Genomic DNA, 18,703 nt, shown 5'->3' with positions numbered 1-18,703 from the left:
GAGAATGCCGTGGAATTCAGCCAGTTAAGGATCTTCCAAGCGGTGGCGCAGGAAGAGTCCATCACCCGTGCAGCCGAACGCCTGCATCGGGTGCCGTCCAATCTGTCGACCCGGCTCAAGCAGCTTGAGGAACAGTTGGGCGTCGAACTGTTCGTTCGCGAGCGTCAGCGTTTGCAGTTGTCGCCTGCAGGAAAAGTCCTGATGGACTACACCGCTAAGTTGTTTGCCCTGCACGATGAAGCCCACGCCGCTGTGCAGGGCGGGCAGCCGGCCGGCGACTTCGTGCTCGGCACCATGTACAGCACCGCCGCCATTCACCTGCCAGCGCTGTTGGCGCGTTATCACCGGCGTTACCCGGCGGTGAACCTGCAAGTGCAGTCAGGGCCCAGTGGTGAGTTGTTCGAGGGATTGATCACCGGCCGGCTCGATGCGGCACTGGTGGACGGTCCGCCGGAGCTGGCCGTGCTCGATGGTGTGCTGCTGTGCGAGGAACGACTGGTGCTGATCAGCGAAGCCGACCATCCGCCGGTGCTGAGCGCGCGGGACGTGGAAGGGCGTTCGGTGTTCACGTTTCGCCAGGGCTGTTCTTACCGGATGCGCCTGGAGTCCTGGTTTTCCCACGATCACGCGGCCATGGGGCGGGCCATTGAGATCGAGTCCTATCCGGGGATGCTCGCCTGTGTGATTGCCGGCTCCGGTGTGGCGCTGATGTCGGAGTCAATGTTGGCGAGCCTGCCGGGCCGTGAAAGCGTGGCGGTGCACCCTCTGGCTGAACCCTTTGCCACGGCGACGACCTGGTTGATGTGGCGCAAGGGCATGGTCGGCGCCAACCTGAACGCGTGGATCGAGGAGCAACAGGCGCTCTTTCCGTCGGCGCAAAGCCAGGCCCGGGCGATTGCGTGATTTAATGCCGTGCGATTGTGATCGATTCAGTAACAGATCATTGCCACTTTGGGTGAGCATTGCTCGGGACTTCGGACTATTATCAGTGCGAAGCGACTTAAGAATTCCGGTCGCTCGGCACTACCCTGAAGGGGGCATCATGAAAGAGAAAATCCAAAACTGGCTGCATGACCTGGGTGTCGCACTCGGTTTGATCGAACCGCCTCTGCAACCTGTGCCCATTCGTACCGACGACGAACAACGCCGACGCCAGCAGCGTCGCCGGTAAGCGAACAAACCGTTGAGAGGGTGCTTTTTTGTGGCGAGGGAGCTTGCTCCCGCTGGGCTGCGAAGCAGCCCCTCTTGATACCTCGGTTTCAGTTGTTGCGCTTGGACAGGTTATGCGAGGGCTTCGCCCTAGAGCGGGAGCAAGCTCCCTCGCCACAAAGGCACACCTGCTCTGATGGCGCATGCTTTCAATGCCGCCCAATCTCCATCAAAAACCGACTCAAGTCATTCACCGTCCTGGCTGACTTGAGCATCCGGTCTTCCTCGGCGGTAAATGCCGTCAAACCGAGTTCGTCTTCCAGATGGAAGATCAGCTCTTCAATATCCGTTTTATCCAATCCCAACTGCACCAGACTGGCGTTGTCGTCGAAGTCATCCCGACCCTCCAGCAAGCGGCTGATGTAGTGATGCACGGCGGCGCGGATGGCGGCTCTTTTCATGAGGGGTCTTCAGGGGCGTTATTGTTGTTGGCCCTGACGTTGAGTACAGCAGGCTTCAGCCGTGCGAGCGTTGCCACTCGTCAATCATGTGACGCAGGTGCTCTCCGGAAAAACTACCGAAATGCCCGCCATGCACCGTGCGGATCGGCAGGGCGCGCAAGCGCTGCAGGCTGCGGGCGTAGTCGTCGAGATTGGAGTGGTAGGCGTCCTCGATCAGCGGGCCGTCATAGATGATGTCACCACTGAACAGAGTCTCGGTTGCCGCTTCATAGAGGCTGATGCCCCCCGGCGAGTGGCCCGGCGTGTGCAGCACTTGCAGCACACGGTCGCCCAGATCCAGCACATCACCTTCTTCGATCATGCCCGTCGCCGGTGCGGCCTTGACCCGATACTCGGCGTAGCACAATGGACAATCGGGGTGCGCCTCGAACATGTCATCGCCGACAAAGGCCCGACTCAAATCGTTTTCGCCGTCCGGTGCGGCAAGGATCTGCGCTTCGGCCGGATGCACCAGGCGTTCGGCGAATTCATGATGCCCGGCAATGTGGTCGAAATGGCAGTGGCTGGCCACCGCCACCAGGGGCCGTTCGGTGATCCACGGCAATTGCTCACGCAGGCTGACCAGCCCGGAGCCGCTATCGAGCAGCAGGTCTTTGTCGCGACCCTGTACATGCCAGAGATTGCAGCGGTAGAAGGGGCGGATGTACGGCTCGTGAATCAGTCGGATGCCGTCGCTGAGTTGCTTTACCTCGAACCACTGATCGCGGGAAACAATCTTCATCAAGGGTTTTCTCCAGGCGAAAAAAAACGGGTGTGGCAACCGACGCCACACCCGTCGAAGAAAGCATCAAGTCGTTATATTCAGCTTAGATGGCGCTGGCCACCGCCACCGGGCGGCGAGACATCAGGCTCACCACAATGAAGCTCACCAGACCTGCAACCAGGCTGTAGTAGATCGGGGTGTTGGCATCCAGACCGTCCTTGACCATGAACAGCAGGGCAGTGGCGAAGCCCAGGCTCATGCTGGCGATGGCGCCGGCGGTGGTGGCGCGTTTCCAGAAGATCGCACCCATCAGCGGGATCAGCATGCCGCCGACCAACAGGTTGTAGGCCAGGGTCAGTGCGCTGATCACGTCGTTCACGACCAGGGCGATACCCAGTACGACAAGACCGGTCAGCAGGGTCACCAGGCGGTTCAGGCTCAGGCTCGACTCTTTACCGCCACGCAGTTTCGGCAGCAGATCTTCGCTCAGAGTGGTGGCCGCAGCCAACAGGCCGGCGCTGGCGGTGGACATCATGGCGGCCAGTGCAGCAGCGATGACCAGACCACGGATACCGTCCGGCAGGGACAGTTTCACGATGGCGGCGAAGGCGTTGTTGACGTTGTCCAGATCCGGGATCAGGACGTGTGCAGCCATGCCGATCAGGGCGCAGACCAGACCGTAGACGATGCAGTAGAGGCCCGCTGCGGTACCGGCGTATTGCGCGACTTTGGCAGTCTTGGCGGTGAACACCCGTTGCCAGATGTCCTGGCCGATCAGGATGCCGAAGAAGTAGATCACGAAGTAAGTGATGATGGTGTCCATGCCGATGGTGGTGAAGCTGAAGCTTGCCTCCGGCAGTTTGGTCACCAGCTCATCCCAGCCGCCGACGCGGTACAGGCAGATTGGCAGCAGGATGAACATCAGGCCCACGGTCTTGATGACGAACTGGACGATGTCGGTCAGGGTCAGGGACCACATGCCGCCGATGGCCGAGTAGACCACCACCACACCACCACCGAGCAGTACCGAAATCCAGAACGGCAGGCCGAACAGTACTTGCAGAACGGTGCCGATCGCCAGGATCGAAACCACGCCGATCATCAGCGCGTAGGCCAGCATGATCACGGCGCTCGCGGAACGAGCCATCGGGTTGTAGCGTTTTTCCAGCACCTGGGTAACGGTGTAGATCTTCAGCTTCAACAGCGGTTTGGCGAGGAACAGGTTCAGCGCGACGATCCCGCAACCCAGTGCGGCGCAGAGCCAGAAACCGGAGATGCCGTGTACATAGCCCAGGCGAACGGTGCCCACGGTGGACGCACCACCCAGGACGGTGGCCGCCATGGTGCCCATGTACAGGGAAGGACCGAGGTTACGACCGGCGACCAAAAACTCCTCGTTGGTCTTGGCCTTGCGCATGCCGTAATAGCCGAGTACCAGCATCGCGGCGGCGTAGATGAGTACGACGAATAAATCCAAAGCCATGATGGCGTGTCTCCGATTGTCTTTTTTATGGTGAAACTAAAAATCAATTCCTGAGCAAACATCAATCCCTGTGGGAGCGTGCGATGCGGCGTCCCGACTTGCCCGCGAAAGGGGCACCGCGGTCCGTCAGGCAGACCGCGTCATCGTTCTTCGCGGGCAAGCCTCGCTCCCACAAGTCATCCGTTGACCACAGGTAATGCGTTTATCAGGCGACTTGTCGCATCGCCGGTTTAGCGAGCGAATCCGTGCTCTTGCTGCGTGGATCATTGGGGGCGAACACCGCAGTCGATTCCGGGAACAGGCTCAGCAGCATCAGGTACACCACCGAGGCCAGGCCCAGGGTCACCGGCAGGCTGATGTCGATACCACCGGCCATTTCGCCCAGTGGTCCGACAAACTGTCCTGGCAGGTTCACGAAGCACAGGCCGACGGCCGCGCTCGGGATCCAGGCACCCAGGCCACGCCAGTTCCAGCCGTGGGTGAACCAGTAGCGGCCACCTTTTTCGCCGCGGGTGAACACTTGCAGGTCATCCGGGCAGTAGAAGCCACGGCGGACCAGCAGGCCGATGATCATGATCACCATCCATGGAGTGGTGCAGGTGATGATCAGCACGGCGAAGGTCGACACGCTCTGCACCAGGTTCGCCGCGAAGCGCCCGATGAAGATGAAAGCAATCGACAACACGCCGATCAGCAGCGTGGCCTTGACTCGCGACAGGACCCGTGGAAACACGCTGGACATGTCCAGTCCGGTGCCATACAGAGAGGTGGTGCCGGTGGACATGCCGCCGATCACCGCAATCAGGCACACCGGCAGGAAGAACCAGCTCGGCGAAACCGCCAGCAGGCCGCCGACATAGTTGTTGGCCGCGATGTAGTCCGGTGCCTTGACCGCTACGATGGTGGCGGTGACCAGGCCGAACAGGAACGGGATGAAGGTCGCGATCTGCGAAATCACCACCGCCGCCATGATCCGGCGCTTGGACGTCTCGCGCGGAATGTAGCGCGACCAATCACCCAGGAACGCACCGAAGGAAATCGGGTTGCTCATGGCCACCAGCGCGGCACCGATGAAGGCGGCCCAGAAACCAGGCTGCCCCATGTTCACGGTGCCGGCGTAGTTCACATCGAATGGACCGGCGAAGGCGAACACGCCCAGCAGGAACAACAGGCTGGCGCTCCATACCGCGATCTTGTTGACCCACAGCAAGAAGCGGAAGCCATAGATGCATACAGTAAGCACCAGGATCGCGAACAGGCCGTAGGCCAGGCCCAGGGTCAAGTCGGTTTCCGGCAGGCCGATCAGGCGTTTCGCACCACCGATCAACGCATCACCCGAACTCCACACCGAGAGCGAGAAGAAGGCGATGGCGGTCAACAGCGACAGGAACGAACCGACGATGCGCCCGTGCACGCCGAAGTGTGCACCGGAAGACACGGCGTTGTTGGTGCCGTTGATCGGACCGAACAGACCCATCGGCGCGAGGATCAGCGAACCCAGCAACACGCCCAGCACAATCGCCAGGGCCCCGGCCTGGAATGACAGGCCGAACAGCACCGGGAAACTGCCGAGCACGGCGGTGGCAAAGGTGTTCGAACCACCGAAGATCATCCGGAACAAGTCCGTCGGGCCTGCGGTGCGTTCGTTGTCCGGGATCTGCTCGACCCCGTGGGTTTCAATTTGCGTAAGGCTTTGGTCGTTGTTTTTGTTATTCATGATCTGCTCCGATCATAAAGGCGCGCTCATCGTGCGTGAGCGTCACCTGTGTTGGCTAAGGGGTTGGCAGCCCTTCCGGCATAGCGGACAAATGTTCGTGACAGGCCAGCCAAAGGCCTTGTTGTTCTTGGCCAGACGCTTGTTTTTTGAAAACAATCGTCTCGCGCTCCTGGCTGAAGTGTTGCTCCCCTTGCATGCGCAGCTCGGTGGCCACGTCATGGATAAAAATCGCCACGTCACCCTGCAGGCTGACAAAGGCGTTGCTTGAAGTGCACGACAGCACCTCGAAGCCATCCTCGGAACGCCAGCTGTCCCACAACGCCTGATAGGCATCGCGAGACAGCAGGGGCTGTTCGAGGGTGTAGAACACGAAGCTGGCATCGGCGCTGAACGCGCCGAAGTAGGCTTCGCGATCGTTACGGGCGAAGGCGGACACCAGGTCGGCGGCCGCTTTCAAGACCTGATCGCGTTCGGTCATGACCAATCCTCAGCGGTGGACGACGCCAGGCAGTACGCAGAGCATTTCGTACAGCAGGTTGGCGGCCAGCAGCGAGGTGTTGCCGGTGGTGTCATAAGCGGGCGAGACTTCTACCAGATCGCAACCGATCAGGTCGAGGCCTTGGCAGCCGCGAACGATCTCGATGGCCTGAATGGTGGTCAGACCGCCGATTTCCGGGGTGCCGGTACCTGGCGCCCAAGCCGGGTCGATACCGTCGATGTCGAAGCTCAGGTACACCGGACCGCCACCGACTTTCTCGCGAACTTCGGCCATCAGCGGTTCCAGGGACTTGTGCCAGCACTCTTCGGCCTGCACCACGCGGAAGCCCTGGTTGCGGCTCCAGTTGAAGTCGTCAGCGGTGTAACCCTGGGCACGCAGACCGATTTGTACAACGCGGTCCGGATCGATCAGGCCTTCTTCGACGGCGCGACGGAAGGTGGTGCCGTGGGCGATTTTCTCGCCGAACATGTGATCGTTCACATCGGCGTGGGCGTCGATGTGCACCAGGCCGACCTTGCCGTGCTTCTTATGAATGGCACGCAGGATCGGCAGGGTGATGGTGTGGTCGCCGCCCAGGGTCAGCGGGATCACATCATGCTCGAGGATATTGTCGTAGGCCTCTTCGATGATACGAACGGCATCGAGCAGGTTGAAGGTGTTGATCGCCACGTCACCGATGTCGGCAACCGACAGCGAGTCGAACGGTGCGGCACCGGTGGCCATGTTGTATGGACGGATCATCACCGATTCGGTGCGGATGTCGCGTGGCCCGAAACGGGTGCCAGGGCGCAGCGAAGTACCGATGTCCAGGGGCACGCCTACGAAGGCAGCGTCCAGACCGGCAGCGGTAGGTACATGGGGGAGTCGCAGCATGGTGGCGATGCCGCCGAAGCGTGGCATCTCGTTGCCGCCCAGTGGTTGGTGAAGAATCTTGTCCACGGGTAGGGCCTCATCGTCGTTGTTTTATTTATGCAGGCAGCCGCACACGGAAGGCATAGACACCTGCTTTGGGCCGATTCTGCGAAATGTAGTGGCCGGGAAGAATCGCTACGGGCAAATACTTAGTTCAGATTTTTCTAAACTAATGGCTGGCAGGGCGATAGACTTGCGGCCATGTGCCGCACTCCAGGGATAGGAAATTTTGTTTCAAAGGGCTTTTGTGGGGGGGGGGGGGGGGGGGTTTCCCCCAAAAAAAAAAGAAAACCAGGGGGGGGGAACGTCCCCTAAAAAACCCCCCCCAACACACACCCCCCCCCCCCCCCCCCACAAAAGCTCGTCCCATGTGAAATGTGCACGCAAAAAAACGCCGACGCTATATCAGCCGTCGGCGTTGGAAACCTTGAAGGGGTTTACCTGGAAAATCAGAACGCCGGCAGTACCGCGCCGCTGTACTTCTTCTCAATGAAGGCTTTGACTTCCGGGCTGGTCAAGGCTTTGGCCAGTTTCTGGATGGCGGCGCTGTCCTTGTTGTCCGGACGGGCCACCAGGAAGTTCACGTAAGGCGAATCAGCACCTTCGATCACCAGCGCGTCTTTAGCCGGGTTTAGGCCCGCTTCCAGCGCGTAGTTGGTGTTGATCATGTCCAGGTCGACCTGATCCAGCACACGCGGCAACATCGCGGACTCAAGCTCTTTGAACTTGAAGTTGTGCGGGTTCTTGGCGATATCTTTCGGCGTTGCCAGGGCATTTTTCGGGTCTTTCAACTCGATCAAGCCAGCCTTCTGCAGCAGGATCAGGGCACGGCCGCTGTTGCTGCCTTCGTTAGGGATGGCAATGGTCGCGCCGTCCTTGAGCTCGGCCAGGGTTTTGACTTTCTTCGAGTAGCCGCCAAACGGTTCAACGTGAACACCGATCACGGTTTCCAGGTGAGTGCCTTTGCCTTCGTTGAAGCTCTTCAGGTACGGCAGGGTCTGGAAGTAGTTGGCGTCCAGACGCTTCTGGTCGACCTGCACGTTCGGCTGAACGTAGTCGGTGAAGACTTTGATTTCCAGGTCCACGCCTTCTTTGGCGAGGGTTGGCTTGATCAGTTCGAGAATTTCAGCGTGTGGAATCGGGGTTGCCGCAACCACCAGTTTCTCGCCAGCCTGGGCCAGGCCCGCGGTCAGGGCAGCCGCCAGTGCGGTGAACAACAGAACCTTTTTCATGCAGTGTCCTTATATGTCGCTTGTGACGACGGCTATCAATACGAGTGCCAGTGAAGTGCTATCGCTGGCGTGAAGCGGACATTACCCGGATTTTTTATTCCCGAACAATATCTTTTATTCACTTTCATATTCCATTTTTCTCATATAGCTCTAGCCCGCGCATTTCCTGTAGGAACGAGCTTGCTCGCGATGGACGCCAGAGCAACGCGGGCATCCAGGAGACCCGCGTTATCGTTGACGACCATCGCGAGCAAGCTCGCTCCTACAGGAGGCCGACGTCCTTAAGTAATTGTTTCAACGCGGCTTTCTCGACGTTAGTTCCATTGTCGAGTATCTGCGTGAGCTGATGCTTGAGCTGCCCCAGCCCCTCATCCGGCAAATTCAAATGCTCCGGCAAAATCTCATCACCGTTACTGACCAACAGCGCGAAGTGGATGACGTTTTCCAGCTCACGGGTATTGCCCGGCCAACTGTGCCGTTCCAGCACGCGCTGTGCTTCTTCACTGATCAGCGGCACCGGCAGGTCCAGGCGCTGGCTGTAGATGCCAAGGAAATATTCGGCCAATGACAGGATGTCGCCCACCCGCTCGCGCAGTGCCGGCAGTTCGAGCTGGCCTTCGCTGAGGTAGTGGTAGAGCCGCTCATGGAATTTTCCGGCGGCGACGGCCTGGGCCAGGTCGATGCTGGTGGCGGCGACCAGACGCACGTCCACCGGGCTCGGCTGATGCGCCCCGACACGGGTGACTTCGTGATTTTCCAGGGCGGCGAGCAATTTGATTTGAATCGGCAACGGCAAGTCGCCGATCTCGTCCAGGTACAACGTGCCGCCATTGGCCGAACCGAACCAGCCGGCACGACTGCTGGCCGAACCGCTGAAACTGCCGGCGGCATACCCGAACAATTCCGCATCGGCGTACGTCGGGCTGATCGCACCGCAATTGACCGAGACGAACAACCCGCCGCGATCGCTGGCGCGATGGATGTGCCGCGCCAGCAACTCCTTGCCGGTGCCGGTTTCGCCACGGATCAGCACGGAAATCGAACGGGGTGCCAGTTGCTCCAGCTCCTGACGCAACTGACGCGAACGTGGATCGACGAACACCAGCGCCTTGGCGCGGATGCTCAGGGGACTTTTTTCGGCGTCGGGAAAGGTCAGCAACGGCTGACCGAAGGTTTCAAAGCTCATGGCAGTCTCCCGCCCAAAACCGCCGGGAGACGGGGGGCGTTGAAAAAAAGGGGTCAGGCACGGCGCAGGGCGTGGTGTTCCATGCGGTTTTGCAGGCGATAAAGATAGGCAAAGCCCTGCTCCCAGCGTTGGTGGCCGGACTTCACGTTGATGTGCCCGGCACCCGCGAGGATCCCCGCCTCCGCGCCCCAGTTGCGCGCCAGCTCCAGCGCCCTTGGCGCACTGACAGCACTGTCGTTGTCGGAGCTGACGACCTGGCTAGGAAATGGCAACAAGTCAGTGGGAATTGGCGCAAAGTTGCGCAACGCCGGTGCGCAGGCCGGGCGCTCCACGTCTGCAGGCGCGACCAGCAAGGCACCGCGAACCTGACGCAAAAACTGTACGGGGGCAGTCGCGGCCCAATGCGCCACGGTTATGCATCCAAGACTATGAGCGATCAGAATCACCGGCGTGCTGTCGGCGGCAATCGCCTCGGCCAATGCCGCGACCCAGTCTTCACGGCGCGGCGTCAGCCAGTCGGCCTGCTCCACCCGTCCACTGTTCGGCAGACTGTTCTGCCAGTGGCTTTGCCAATGGTCTTCTGGCGATCCTTGCCAGCCCGGCACAATCAGGTAGCGAATTGATTCGTTGCGCATGGGGAACTCTCCTGCTGCGTGTCTGTTCCCGGTCGAGTATAGGCAGGAGAGTTATATTCGTTAAGGAATAAGAAGCTATTTATTAATAACCTAAAAGAAGCTTTAAGTTTCTAGCTGCAAGCTGCAAGCTGCAAGCTGCAAGCTCAAAGCCAGGAGCTTTTTCTTGCAGCTTGAAGCTTGGAGCTTGCTGCTGCTTCTGTAAAAAAAAGGGGCCGCACCCTGCCAAGGAGACGGCCCCGGAAACTCAGAATCTGTTCAACAACCTGGCGCTGATGATTGGCGAAATTGGTTATCCAATAAAGGAATATTTAATTACTTTGATAGACCTTAATTGAATAAGCCGATGACCCCACGTCATCCGTCAATCATCGTTGCTTGCGTCACAACCTAACGCCCTTTTGGGTCAAATTGATGACGAAGGCCTTCGCCTCTGGGTTTCCGGGTTGAGTGCATGCCTTAGACCTGAGCGGCACGCGCCTGCTGTGGCTCTGTCGCCTCCTTGCGCACAAAGCGATTCGCCCGGCCGAACGTGCCGAAATCATTGAAGCGCACGCCCATTTCACGCATCACCTTGTGTGCCACCGATGCCGTCATCTGGCGGATGTAAAAGGGTTCCTTCACCACAAAATGATGAATGCCATGGGTGCTGCCGAAGTTGAAGCAGAACGCCTGCAACGGCCACAGCCACCAAGGGTTCAGCACCTGACACTGTTGCATCACATTGCCCGCCTCCACGTCGCCGTAGTAATGCATGTTCGAGCTGATGAAATGCAGACAAAACGTGCGCAACACGTTCGGGCCGATGATCACCACCGCCGCGATGTCGATGACCTGCATCACTGATAGCGTGGTCGCCGACCACTCAATCGGTGCGCCCAAAAGATGTGCGACGCCATTGGTGGCGTGGAAGCCGAGGAACACATACCACGCGCCCCAATGCGCCAGCGCGAGCGGTGCGTAGACCTTCAGCGTGCGCTGGACGATGCTGATTTTTTGCGCCAGGGTTTTCGCCCGCAACAGGCGAATGAACGACGACATCATGTTGTCGCCAACCATCAGCAAGCGTGCGATGCCCCAGGGTTCGCCGTTGGTGATCGCCCGCTCTTCCATGTCGGTTTCCGTTCCGGAAACCTTGTGATGATTGAGGTGCAGATGACGGCGAATCCACGGGTTGATGGTGCTCGGACGCGCCAGCCAGACCAGGCCCATCATCAGGTTGTGCGGCACCCGCTGTTTGCGGAAGTACATGCTGTGAATCAGGTCGTGTTCCAGCTCGTGGGTCAACGAGGCAAAGAAGCCATTGAGCAATAGACATACCCACCACGCCATGTGCCCGGTCATGTAGAGCACCGCCGAACCGATCATCCCGGCCAGCGCGCAGGCCAGAATGCCCGCGCCCAAGGCGTCCTGGTGCTTGAGAATCGGGTAGCGTTCGCGCAATTCGACGCCCTTGGCCAACACCACCTCACGAATATGCGCTGATCGCTGTGCTGCATTCAGTCGCTGGGGGCTTGCAGAAGTACCGTGCATGCTTCCATCCTCTGGTTATTGATGTTCGCATCCTGCCCGCTGCATGCTCCCGTAGCGGTAGCCGTGAACGCCAACCTGTTGACCGGAAGCGCCAATCTGCATGACTGAACCGACCTCCCTCGCCAGCTGGACCCGCGCACTGCGCAAGCAACTCGATGCCCTGGGCCTCGACAGCACGTCTCTGTGCCGGCAAGCCGGGCTTGACCCGCAACTGATGGACGACCCCAACGCCCGCTACCCGTTGTCCGGCACCACGCGCCTGTGGGAGCTGGCGGTACAGGCCAGCGGCGACCCGGCGATTGGCTTGCGTGTCTCGCGCTTCGTCAGCCCTACGACGTTCCACGCCCTCGGTTATGCGCTAGTGGCCAGCGGCAGTTTGCGCGAGGTATTCGAGCGCATCGTGCGTTATCACCAGGTGGTCAGCGATGCCCTGGAACTGGAACTGACCCGCGCCGAAGACCGCTACCTGTTCCGCCTGAAAATCCCTGTGGGCAATCTCGCCCCGGCCTTCGAAGCCATCGACGCCTTCACCGCCATTTACGTGCGTACCTGCCGCAATCGCCTGGGCCGCGACTACGCCCCATTGGCGGTGTACCTGCGTCGTCCGGAGCCGGCGGACCCCCATCAATGGCACAAGGTGTTCCGCTCACCGGTGTACTTTTCCACCGACGAAGATCGGCTGGAGTTCGCGCTCGTCGATTTCGACAGCCACCTGGACGATGCCAATCCGGAACTGGCCGAGCACAACGAAACCGTGCTCGAGCGCACCCTGGCGCAGCTCAAGCCGCTGACCTGGGAGCGCAAGGTCCGCGACGCCATCGAAGAGCAACTGCCGGAGGGCGAGCCCAGCGCCGAACACATCGCCAAGGCCCTGCACCTGAGCCTGCGCAGCCTGCAACGGCACCTGGCGGATGAGGGTTGTCGGTTCGATACGCTGCTCAACGAAAGCCGCGAGAACCTGGCCCTGCTGCACCTGCGCGATCCGCAGGTGTCGTTGAGTGAGATCAGTTATTTGCTGGGGTTTGCCGATACCAGCAGTTTCAGTCGCGCGTTCAAGCGCTGGACGGGGATGACGCCGGGGCAATTTCGGGATGGGTTGCGCTGACGGATCCGGGAGATGGATTGTCTGGACTGACCTCTTCGCGAGCAGGCTCGCTCCCACAAGTGATCTTCAGTGAACACAAAGTCCGCCAACAATGCCGAACCACTGTGGGAGCGAGCCTGCTCGCGAAGGGGCCTGTCAGATCGCGGCCAAAGTCCGCAATCGCACAGCATCCAGGATTTCGATTTCGCCGTAACTCAGTCCGATAATCCCCTGCCCTTGCAGCTCCTTGAGGATCTGGTTGGTGGTCTGTCGAGACAGCGACAACATCGCAGCAAGCTGCTCCTGCGGCAGTTGCAGGACGCGTCGTGGTTCGTCGAGCTGGCCATAGCCTTCGGTAATCATCAGCAAACGATGCGCCAGGCGTGCCGGGGCCGGCATCAGGCTCAACTGCTCGAGATTGATGAAGGTCATGCGCAGTTTCTGGCTCATCAGCAGCGCCAGTTGTCGCCAGTGCGCCGGCTGTTGGTCGAGCAATGCGAGCAGTGCGGTTTGCGGGATGTGCAGCAGCGTGCACGGACCGGCCGCAAACGCATCGTGGGTACGCGGCTGGCCATCGAACAGACAAATTTCACCGAACCAGTGCGGCGGCTCCACCAGGCTCAGCAGCGCCTCCTTACCCTGTTCATTCACGGCACCGATGCGCACCGCGCCTTCGAGTACGGCGTACAGGCCACAGGGCGGATCACCGCGCTGGAACAGGCATTGGCCTGCAGGCAACTGCCGAGCCCGCGCGGCATTCAGCAGACTATCCTGTAGGGAAACAGGCAGATGGCTGAACCACTGACCGCGCATCAGGCGCGCACGCCAGACCTGCATATCCATGAAAACTCCTAGAGATTGTCGCCTGGCTGACAGAGCGTGAAACGGCCCGCGAGGCAAGATCAGTCACCCTACAGGAGGAATAACAATGAAAAAAAGCCTCGTTGACCATCTCAGTCAATACGCCGCCTATCACCGTGACCCGCGCAACATTGCCACCCATTTTGTCGGCATTCCATTGATCGTCGTGGCGGTCGCGGTGTTGCTGTCCCGTCCGCAATGGGCCGGAGGCTGGCTTTCGCCGGCGGTGCTGGTGTCGCTGGCGTCGGCCTGGTTCTACCTGCGCCTGGAACTGCGCCTCGGGGTGCTGATGACGGTGTTGCTGGGGCTATGTGTCTGGGCGGGTCAGGTACTGGCGCAGCAAAGCACGCTGGTCTGGTTGAGCAGCGGTGTAGCGATGTTTGTGGTGGGTTGGGCGATCCAGTTTGTCGGCCATCACTACGAGGGGCGCAAGCCGGCGTTTGTCGATGATGTGTCGGGGTTGATTGTCGGGCCTCTGTTTGTGGTCGCTGAGCTGGCGTTCATGCTGGGGATGCGCCATGAGCTCAAAGAGCAGATCGAGGCGCGGGCGGGGGGCGTGCGGATCAATCCGAATCGCGCTGCTGTTTAGATCGCTTTCGCGAGCAGGCTCGCTCCCACAAGGAAGTCTATGTACACATAGACTTCCTTGTGGGAGCGAGCCTGCTCGCGAAGCTTTTGCTTTAGATGTTGGCGACTTTCTGCCAGACCTTGGGCTTGAAGAACAAGGTCTCACCCTTGGCCAACCCGATCAGGCTGTCGTGATCCTTCACCACTTCCGCTTCGATCAGATCGCTCTGCCCTTCGACCTTCAGGGTCACCCGGGTCGTCGCGCCCAATGGACGGATATCCCGCACCTCGGCCGCATGGTGATCCTCCAGCTCATGCCGCGACAGCGACACTTCGTGCGGGCGGAACAACACGTGTTTGTCTTCGCCCAGATGCAGGCGGTTCGAGTCGCCGAGAAAGTGGTACACGAAATCGCTGGCCGGGTTTTCGTAGACATCGCCCGGTGAGCCGATCTGCTCGATCACACCCTTGTTCATCACCACGATGCGGTCGGCGACTTCCATCGCTTCTTCCTGGTCGTGGGTCACGAACACCGAGGTCAGGTTGATGTCTTCGTGCAAACGCGCCAGCCAGCGGCGCAGTTCCTTGCGCACCTTGGCGTCGAGGGCGCCGAAGGGTTCATCGAGCAGCAGCACTTTGGGCTCCACCGCCAGGGCACGGGCCAGGGCGATACGCTGACGCTGGCCACCGGAAAGTTGTTCCGGGTAGCGATCCGACAGCCAATCCAGTTGCACCATGTTCAACAGTTCGTGGACCTTGGTCGCGATCTGGCTCTCGCTCGGGCGTTGGTTCTTCGGTTTCATTCGCAGGCCGAATGCGACGTTGTCGAACACCGTCATGTGGCGGAACAAAGCGTAGTGCTGGAACACGAAACCGACGTTGCGATCGCGCACGTCGTGGCCGGAGACATCTTCGCCATGGAACACGATGTTGCCCTGATCCGGTGTTTCCAGGCCGGCTATGATCCGCAGCAGCGTGGTCTTGCCGCAACCGGACGGCCCCAGCAGCGCGACCAGCTCGCCGCTCTGGATATCCAGGCTGATGTCGTCCAGCGCCTTGAACGCATGGAAATTCTTGCTGACATTACGCACTTCGATCGACATGAAATCATTCCTCCGCGGCGCTGGCGCGCAGGCGGTTAATACGGTTTTCGCTCCACTGCTTGAGCAGCAGGATGAAGAGCGCCAGGATCAGCAACAGGCTCGCCACGGCGAACGCGGCCACGTGGTTGTATTCGTTGTAGAGGATCTCGACATGCAGCGGCAAGGTGTTGGTCACCCCGCGAATGTGCCCGGACACCACCGACACCGCACCGAACTCACCCATGGCCCGCGCGGTGCACAGCACCACGCCGTAGATCAAACCCCATTTGATGTTGGGCACGGTGACGTGCCAGAACATCTGCCAGCCATTGGCCCCTAGCAGGCGCGCGGCCTCTTCTTCCTGGGTGCCCTGCTCCTGCATCAGCGGAATCAGCTCGCGGGCCACGAATGGCACGGTGACGAAAATCGTCGCCAGCACGATACCCGGCAAGGCGAAGACGATCTGGATGTCGTGATCCTGCAGCCACGGACCGAACAGGCCCTGGGCGCCGAACATCAGCACGTAGACCAGACCGGCGATCACCGGCGACACCGAGAACGGCAAGTCGATCAGGGTCACCAGCATGCTCTTGCCACGGAAGGTGTATTTGCTCACGCACCAGGCGGCACTGACGCCGAACACCAGGTTCAGTGGCACCGAGATCAGCACGGCGATCACCGTCAGCTTCAGGGCCGACAACGCGTCCGGCTCGAAGATCGCGGTGAAGAACGCACCCAGGCCATTCTTCAAACCCTGGGACACCACGATGAACAGCGGCAGTAACAGAAACAGCGCAAAAATCAGCCAGGCAAGGCCGATCAGGATGCGGCGCGAGGTGGCACTGCCACGGCGGGCAGCGTTGGCCGAGGAAGCGGCAGCAATAGACGATTGGGACATGTTCTGCGCCTCCTTATGGGGTTTCGATGCGCCGCTGCAGCAAGTTGATCAGCAGCAACAGAATGAAGGAAACCACCAGCATCAGTACACCAATGGAGGTAGCGCCGGTGTAATCGTACTGGTCGAGCTTGACCATGATCAGCAGCGGCAGGATCTCGGTTTTCATCGGCATGTTGCCGGCGATGAAAATCACCGAACCGTACTCGCCGACCCCACGGGCAAAGGCCAACGCGAACCCGGTCAACCAGGCAGGCAGCAGCGCCGGCACCAGGATATGGCGGAAAACCTGCAACGGTTTCGCCCCCAGGCACGCCGCCGCTTCTTCCACTTCACGGGGAATATCGGCCAATACTGGCTGTACGGTACGTACTACGAATGGAAGTGTCACAAAAGTGAGGGCAAGGGTGATGCCCAAAGGGGTGTAGGCAATCTTGAAACCCAGATCCGCGGCAAACTGACCGACCAGGCCGGTCGGGGTGTACAGCGCGGTCAATGCAATACCAGCCACTGCAGTGGGCAACGCGAAAGGCAAGTCGATCATGGCATCGATGACTTTGCGTCCAGGGAAGGTGTAGCGCACCAGCACCCAGGCCAGCAGCGTGCCGATGATGCCGTTGATGATTGCGGCGTAGAGTGCGGTGCCGAAGCTCAGCTTCAACGCCGCCAGCACCCGTGGTGCCGAGATGATTGCCCAGAACTGATCCCAGGTGAGTTGAGCGGCATGCACGAACATCGCCGCCAGTGGTATGAGCACAATCAGGCTGAGGTACACCAAGGTGTAGCCCAGCGTCAGCCCGAAGCCGGGTATGACGGGGGAGATACGACGCGACATAAAAGTCCTTGGTTAAATATTGTTCTGCCAAGTGCAATCATGTGGGAGCGAGCTGTGGCGAGGGGATTTATCCCCGATGGGTTGCGAAGCGGCCCCAAAAAATGGGACTGCTGCGCAGTCCAACGGGGCGGTGCGACGTTTCGCTAAATCCCCTCGCCACAGTTCGCTCCCACAGGCTAAACACAATAGCCAATTGGCATCAGGATTACTGCGCCTGATAAATCTGGTCGAACACGCCGCCGTCATTGAAGAACTTCGGCTGCGCGGTTTTCCACCCGCCAAAGTCCTTGTCGATGGTCACCAGCTCCAGTTTCGGGAACTGATTGACGTATTTGGCGGCAACATCCTTGTCACGTGGACGATAGAAGTTTTTCGCCGCGATTTCCTGGCCCGCCGGGCTGTACAGGTGCTTGAGGTAGGCTTCGGCGATCTGCTCGTTGCCTTTTTTCTCGGCGTTCTTGTCGACCACGGCCACCGGCGGCTCGGCGAGGATCGACAGCGAAGGCACGACGATGTCGAACTTGTCGGCGCCGCCGTCTTCTTTTAGCGCCAGGAAGGCTTCGTTTTCCCAGGCCAGCAATACGTCACCCTGGCCGTTGTTCACAAATGTAATGGTCGAACCGCGAGCACCGGTGTCCAGTACAGGCACGTGCTTGAACAGGGTCTGCACGTATTCCTTGGCCTTGGCCTCGTCACCGCCGTTGGCTTTCAGGCCATAGGCCCAGGCCGCGAGGAAGTTCCAGCGCGCACCACCGGAGGTTTTCGGGTTCGGGGTGATGACCGAGACGTCGTTCTTGACCAGATCGCCCCAGTCCTTGATGCCTTTAGGGTTGCCCTTACGCACCAGGAACACGATGGTCGAGGTGTAAGGTGTGCTCGCTTCCGGCAGGCGCTTCTGCCAGTCGGCCGGCAGGGTCTTGCCGAGTTTGGCGATTTCGTCGATGTCACCAGCCAGGGCCAGGGTCACTACGTCGGCACGCAGACCGTCGATTACCGCCCGTCCCTGCTTGCCCGAACCGCCGTGGGATTGCTGGATCTTGACGGTGTCACCTGGATTGCTTTTCTTCCAGAAGTTGACGAATTCGGCGTTGTAATCCTGGTACAGCTCACGGGTCGGGTCGTACGACACGTTGAGCAGTTCGTAATCCTTGGCAACTGCGGAACCGGCAAACAGGGCACTGGCCAGGGCGGCCAAGGCGAAATGGCGAATCGACGACATGGTGAAAGCTCCTGGAATTCTTGAATGTGTTGGCTTTTCTTATGATCTGAAACCGGGTACCGCTCAAAGATCGCAGTCTGCGGCAGCCCCCGGCCATCCTTTGCAGGAGCTGCCGCAGGCTGCGATCTTTTGATCTTTCACCTCAGCTCGGTTTGTTGCCTGGTTGCTGAAGGCGGAATTTTTCCTTGCGTTCGATCTGAACCACCTGGGCGTTGTGCACGGTGATTTCCACCGCGCCAAACCGCAGATCGCGCAGGGCGCTCTGGATTTCACGCAGGATGGTTGCTTCGTCCTGGCCGTCAACGCTACGTAGAGATGCGCTCATGGTGCTGCTCCTTCGACTGAGAGGTTGCCTGGCAGTGGCGGCACTGCTTGCGGCGTGAAACCAATAGTAGAGAGGCGCGGATATTCTTAAAAAGACTATTTAAGAATGTTTATATAACCAGAAGAGATTATTTGGCGGGACAAGGGTTTGCGGGGATTTATTACTTTCAAACGCACACAAACCCCTGTGGGAGCGGGGGGGGGGGGGGGGGGGGGGGGGGGGGGGGGGGGGGGGGGCGGGGGGGGGGGGAGAGGGGGGGTAGGAGGGG

Annotated in this window: 20 protein-coding genes; 4 read left to right on the top strand and 16 right to left on the bottom strand. The window is 59.9% G+C overall.

All coding sequences use genetic code 11. The annotated features are described in order from the left end of the window. Nucleotides 1–9 precede the first annotated feature (9 nt). On the top strand, nt 10–903 hold the full coding sequence (gene ptrR / locus ACSFE6_RS19325) for a putrescine utilization regulator PtrR (protein WP_435429089.1): 894 nt from the start codon (nt 10–12) through the stop codon (nt 901–903). A 139-nt stretch (nt 904–1,042) separates the two neighbouring features. Further along, nucleotides 1,043–1,171 (top strand): PA1414 family protein, encoded by a 129-nt coding sequence (locus tag ACSFE6_RS19320; protein ID WP_007914492.1) that lies wholly within the window; start codon nt 1,043–1,045, stop codon nt 1,169–1,171. 187 nt (nt 1,172–1,358) lie between these two features. Here the strand turns inward: ACSFE6_RS19320 and ACSFE6_RS19315 are convergent, their stop codons facing one another. The 10 genes from ACSFE6_RS19315 to ACSFE6_RS19270 all read right to left on the bottom strand — a co-directional run bounded on the left by ACSFE6_RS19315 (nt 1,359) and on the right by ACSFE6_RS19270 (nt 11,567). Then, entirely contained in the window at nt 1,359–1,610 is a 252-nt protein-coding gene (locus ACSFE6_RS19315; protein WP_435429088.1) for an acyl carrier protein, read from the bottom strand. Nucleotides 1,611–1,665: 55 nt separating this feature from the next. Further along, nucleotides 1,666–2,391: an MBL fold metallo-hydrolase gene (locus ACSFE6_RS19310; protein WP_435429087.1), complete on the bottom strand. Its 726-nt coding sequence runs from the start codon at nt 2,389–2,391 to the stop codon at nt 1,666–1,668. A gap of 85 nt (nt 2,392–2,476) precedes the next feature. After that, the gene (locus ACSFE6_RS19305; RefSeq protein ID WP_435429086.1) at nt 2,477–3,856 is read right to left on the bottom strand and encodes a sodium:solute symporter; all 1,380 of its coding nucleotides are present in this window, start codon (nt 3,854–3,856) and stop codon (nt 2,477–2,479) included. Nucleotides 3,857–4,061: 205 nt separating this feature from the next. Further along, nucleotides 4,062–5,573, bottom strand: a complete 1,512-nt coding sequence (locus ACSFE6_RS19300; RefSeq protein WP_435429085.1) for a purine-cytosine permease family protein — start codon at nt 5,571–5,573, stop codon at nt 4,062–4,064. Nucleotides 5,574–5,628: 55 nt separating this feature from the next. Next, nucleotides 5,629–6,051 carry a YybH family protein gene (locus tag ACSFE6_RS19295; protein WP_435429084.1) on the bottom strand — a complete coding sequence of 141 codons (423 nt, stop codon included), beginning with the start codon at nt 6,049–6,051 and terminating at the stop codon, nt 5,629–5,631. A gap of 9 nt (nt 6,052–6,060) precedes the next feature. After that, complete coding sequence (gene speB / locus ACSFE6_RS19290; RefSeq protein WP_433739309.1) at nt 6,061–7,011, bottom strand: agmatinase; 951 nt, start codon at nt 7,009–7,011, stop codon at nt 6,061–6,063. A gap of 422 nt (nt 7,012–7,433) precedes the next feature. Then, entirely contained in the window at nt 7,434–8,216 is a 783-nt protein-coding gene (locus ACSFE6_RS19285) for a MetQ/NlpA family ABC transporter substrate-binding protein (RefSeq protein ID WP_368556474.1), read from the bottom strand. Nucleotides 8,217–8,478: 262 nt separating this feature from the next. Beyond that, nucleotides 8,479–9,402: a sigma 54-interacting transcriptional regulator gene (locus ACSFE6_RS19280; RefSeq protein ID WP_435429083.1), complete on the bottom strand. Its 924-nt coding sequence runs from the start codon at nt 9,400–9,402 to the stop codon at nt 8,479–8,481. A 53-nt stretch (nt 9,403–9,455) separates the two neighbouring features. Next, complete coding sequence (locus ACSFE6_RS19275; RefSeq protein WP_435429082.1) at nt 9,456–10,037, bottom strand: alpha/beta hydrolase; 582 nt, start codon at nt 10,035–10,037, stop codon at nt 9,456–9,458. A 456-nt stretch (nt 10,038–10,493) separates the two neighbouring features. Beyond that, nucleotides 10,494–11,567: a fatty acid desaturase gene (locus tag ACSFE6_RS19270; RefSeq protein WP_435429081.1), complete on the bottom strand. Its 1,074-nt coding sequence runs from the start codon at nt 11,565–11,567 to the stop codon at nt 10,494–10,496. A gap of 100 nt (nt 11,568–11,667) precedes the next feature. On the opposite strand from ACSFE6_RS19270, the gene ACSFE6_RS19265 reads away from it, so the two are divergent. Beyond that, nucleotides 11,668–12,672, top strand: a complete 1,005-nt coding sequence (locus ACSFE6_RS19265) for an AraC family transcriptional regulator (protein ID WP_435429080.1) — start codon at nt 11,668–11,670, stop codon at nt 12,670–12,672. 135 nt (nt 12,673–12,807) lie between these two features. Here ACSFE6_RS19265 and ACSFE6_RS19260 read toward each other — a convergent pair whose 3' ends face one another. After that, nucleotides 12,808–13,494, bottom strand: a complete 687-nt coding sequence (locus ACSFE6_RS19260; RefSeq protein WP_435429079.1) for a Crp/Fnr family transcriptional regulator — start codon at nt 13,492–13,494, stop codon at nt 12,808–12,810. Between the two features lie 85 nt (nt 13,495–13,579). Between ACSFE6_RS19260 and ACSFE6_RS19255 the strand changes: the two genes are divergently transcribed. After that, nucleotides 13,580–14,101 carry a DUF962 domain-containing protein gene (locus tag ACSFE6_RS19255; protein ID WP_435429078.1) on the top strand — a complete coding sequence of 174 codons (522 nt, stop codon included), beginning with the start codon at nt 13,580–13,582 and terminating at the stop codon, nt 14,099–14,101. Between the two features lie 91 nt (nt 14,102–14,192). Here the strand turns inward: ACSFE6_RS19255 and ACSFE6_RS19250 are convergent, their stop codons facing one another. From ACSFE6_RS19250 to oscA, 5 genes are all read right to left on the bottom strand, one after another. Continuing rightward, entirely contained in the window at nt 14,193–15,182 is a 990-nt protein-coding gene (locus ACSFE6_RS19250; protein ID WP_435429077.1) for a sulfate/molybdate ABC transporter ATP-binding protein, read from the bottom strand. A 4-nt stretch (nt 15,183–15,186) separates the two neighbouring features. After that, complete coding sequence (cysW, locus tag ACSFE6_RS19245; RefSeq protein ID WP_435429076.1) at nt 15,187–16,059, bottom strand: sulfate ABC transporter permease subunit CysW; 873 nt, start codon at nt 16,057–16,059, stop codon at nt 15,187–15,189. 13 nt (nt 16,060–16,072) lie between these two features. Next, nucleotides 16,073–16,891, bottom strand: a complete 819-nt coding sequence (gene cysT, locus ACSFE6_RS19240; RefSeq protein ID WP_053160682.1) for a sulfate ABC transporter permease subunit CysT — start codon at nt 16,889–16,891, stop codon at nt 16,073–16,075. Nucleotides 16,892–17,096: 205 nt separating this feature from the next. Next, the gene (locus ACSFE6_RS19235) at nt 17,097–18,110 is read right to left on the bottom strand and encodes a sulfate ABC transporter substrate-binding protein (RefSeq protein WP_435429075.1); all 1,014 of its coding nucleotides are present in this window, start codon (nt 18,108–18,110) and stop codon (nt 17,097–17,099) included. Between the two features lie 142 nt (nt 18,111–18,252). Beyond that, nucleotides 18,253–18,435, bottom strand: a complete 183-nt coding sequence (oscA, locus tag ACSFE6_RS19230; RefSeq protein WP_022643503.1) for a sulfur starvation response protein OscA — start codon at nt 18,433–18,435, stop codon at nt 18,253–18,255. Nucleotides 18,436–18,703 lie beyond the last annotated feature (268 nt).

The organism is Pseudomonas baetica, from assembly GCF_051216495.1.
Classification (GTDB): Bacteria; Pseudomonadota; Gammaproteobacteria; order Pseudomonadales; family Pseudomonadaceae; genus Aquipseudomonas; species Aquipseudomonas baetica_B.
Note: the sequence above shows the minus strand (reverse complement) of the source record. Positions and strands in the feature narration are given on the sequence as shown.

Coding starts and splice junctions, on each gene's coding strand:
- ACSFE6_RS19320 (WP_007914492.1), top strand. CDS start 1,043: ATGAAAGAGAAAATCCAAAACTGGCTGCATGACCTGGGTGTCGCACTC.
- ACSFE6_RS19315 (WP_435429088.1), bottom strand. CDS start 1,610: ATGAAAAGAGCCGCCATCCGCGCCGCCGTGCATCACTACATCAGCCGC.
- ACSFE6_RS19310 (WP_435429087.1), bottom strand. CDS start 2,391: ATGAAGATTGTTTCCCGCGATCAGTGGTTCGAGGTAAAGCAACTCAGC.
- ACSFE6_RS19305 (WP_435429086.1), bottom strand. CDS start 3,856: ATGGCTTTGGATTTATTCGTCGTACTCATCTACGCCGCCGCGATGCTG.
- ACSFE6_RS19300 (WP_435429085.1), bottom strand. CDS start 5,573: ATGAATAACAAAAACAACGACCAAAGCCTTACGCAAATTGAAACCCAC.
- ACSFE6_RS19295 (WP_435429084.1), bottom strand. CDS start 6,051: ATGACCGAACGCGATCAGGTCTTGAAAGCGGCCGCCGACCTGGTGTCC.
- ACSFE6_RS19285 (WP_368556474.1), bottom strand. CDS start 8,216: ATGAAAAAGGTTCTGTTGTTCACCGCACTGGCGGCTGCCCTGACCGCG.
- ACSFE6_RS19280 (WP_435429083.1), bottom strand. CDS start 9,402: ATGAGCTTTGAAACCTTCGGTCAGCCGTTGCTGACCTTTCCCGACGCC.
- ACSFE6_RS19275 (WP_435429082.1), bottom strand. CDS start 10,037: ATGCGCAACGAATCAATTCGCTACCTGATTGTGCCGGGCTGGCAAGGA.
- ACSFE6_RS19270 (WP_435429081.1), bottom strand. CDS start 11,567: ATGCACGGTACTTCTGCAAGCCCCCAGCGACTGAATGCAGCACAGCGA.
- ACSFE6_RS19265 (WP_435429080.1), top strand. CDS start 11,668: ATGACTGAACCGACCTCCCTCGCCAGCTGGACCCGCGCACTGCGCAAG.
- ACSFE6_RS19260 (WP_435429079.1), bottom strand. CDS start 13,494: ATGGATATGCAGGTCTGGCGTGCGCGCCTGATGCGCGGTCAGTGGTTC.
- ACSFE6_RS19255 (WP_435429078.1), top strand. CDS start 13,580: ATGAAAAAAAGCCTCGTTGACCATCTCAGTCAATACGCCGCCTATCAC.
- ACSFE6_RS19250 (WP_435429077.1), bottom strand. CDS start 15,182: ATGTCGATCGAAGTGCGTAATGTCAGCAAGAATTTCCATGCGTTCAAG.
- cysW (WP_435429076.1), bottom strand. CDS start 16,059: ATGTCCCAATCGTCTATTGCTGCCGCTTCCTCGGCCAACGCTGCCCGC.
- cysT (WP_053160682.1), bottom strand. CDS start 16,891: ATGTCGCGTCGTATCTCCCCCGTCATACCCGGCTTCGGGCTGACGCTG.
- ACSFE6_RS19235 (WP_435429075.1), bottom strand. CDS start 18,110: ATGTCGTCGATTCGCCATTTCGCCTTGGCCGCCCTGGCCAGTGCCCTG.
- oscA (WP_022643503.1), bottom strand. CDS start 18,435: ATGAGCGCATCTCTACGTAGCGTTGACGGCCAGGACGAAGCAACCATC.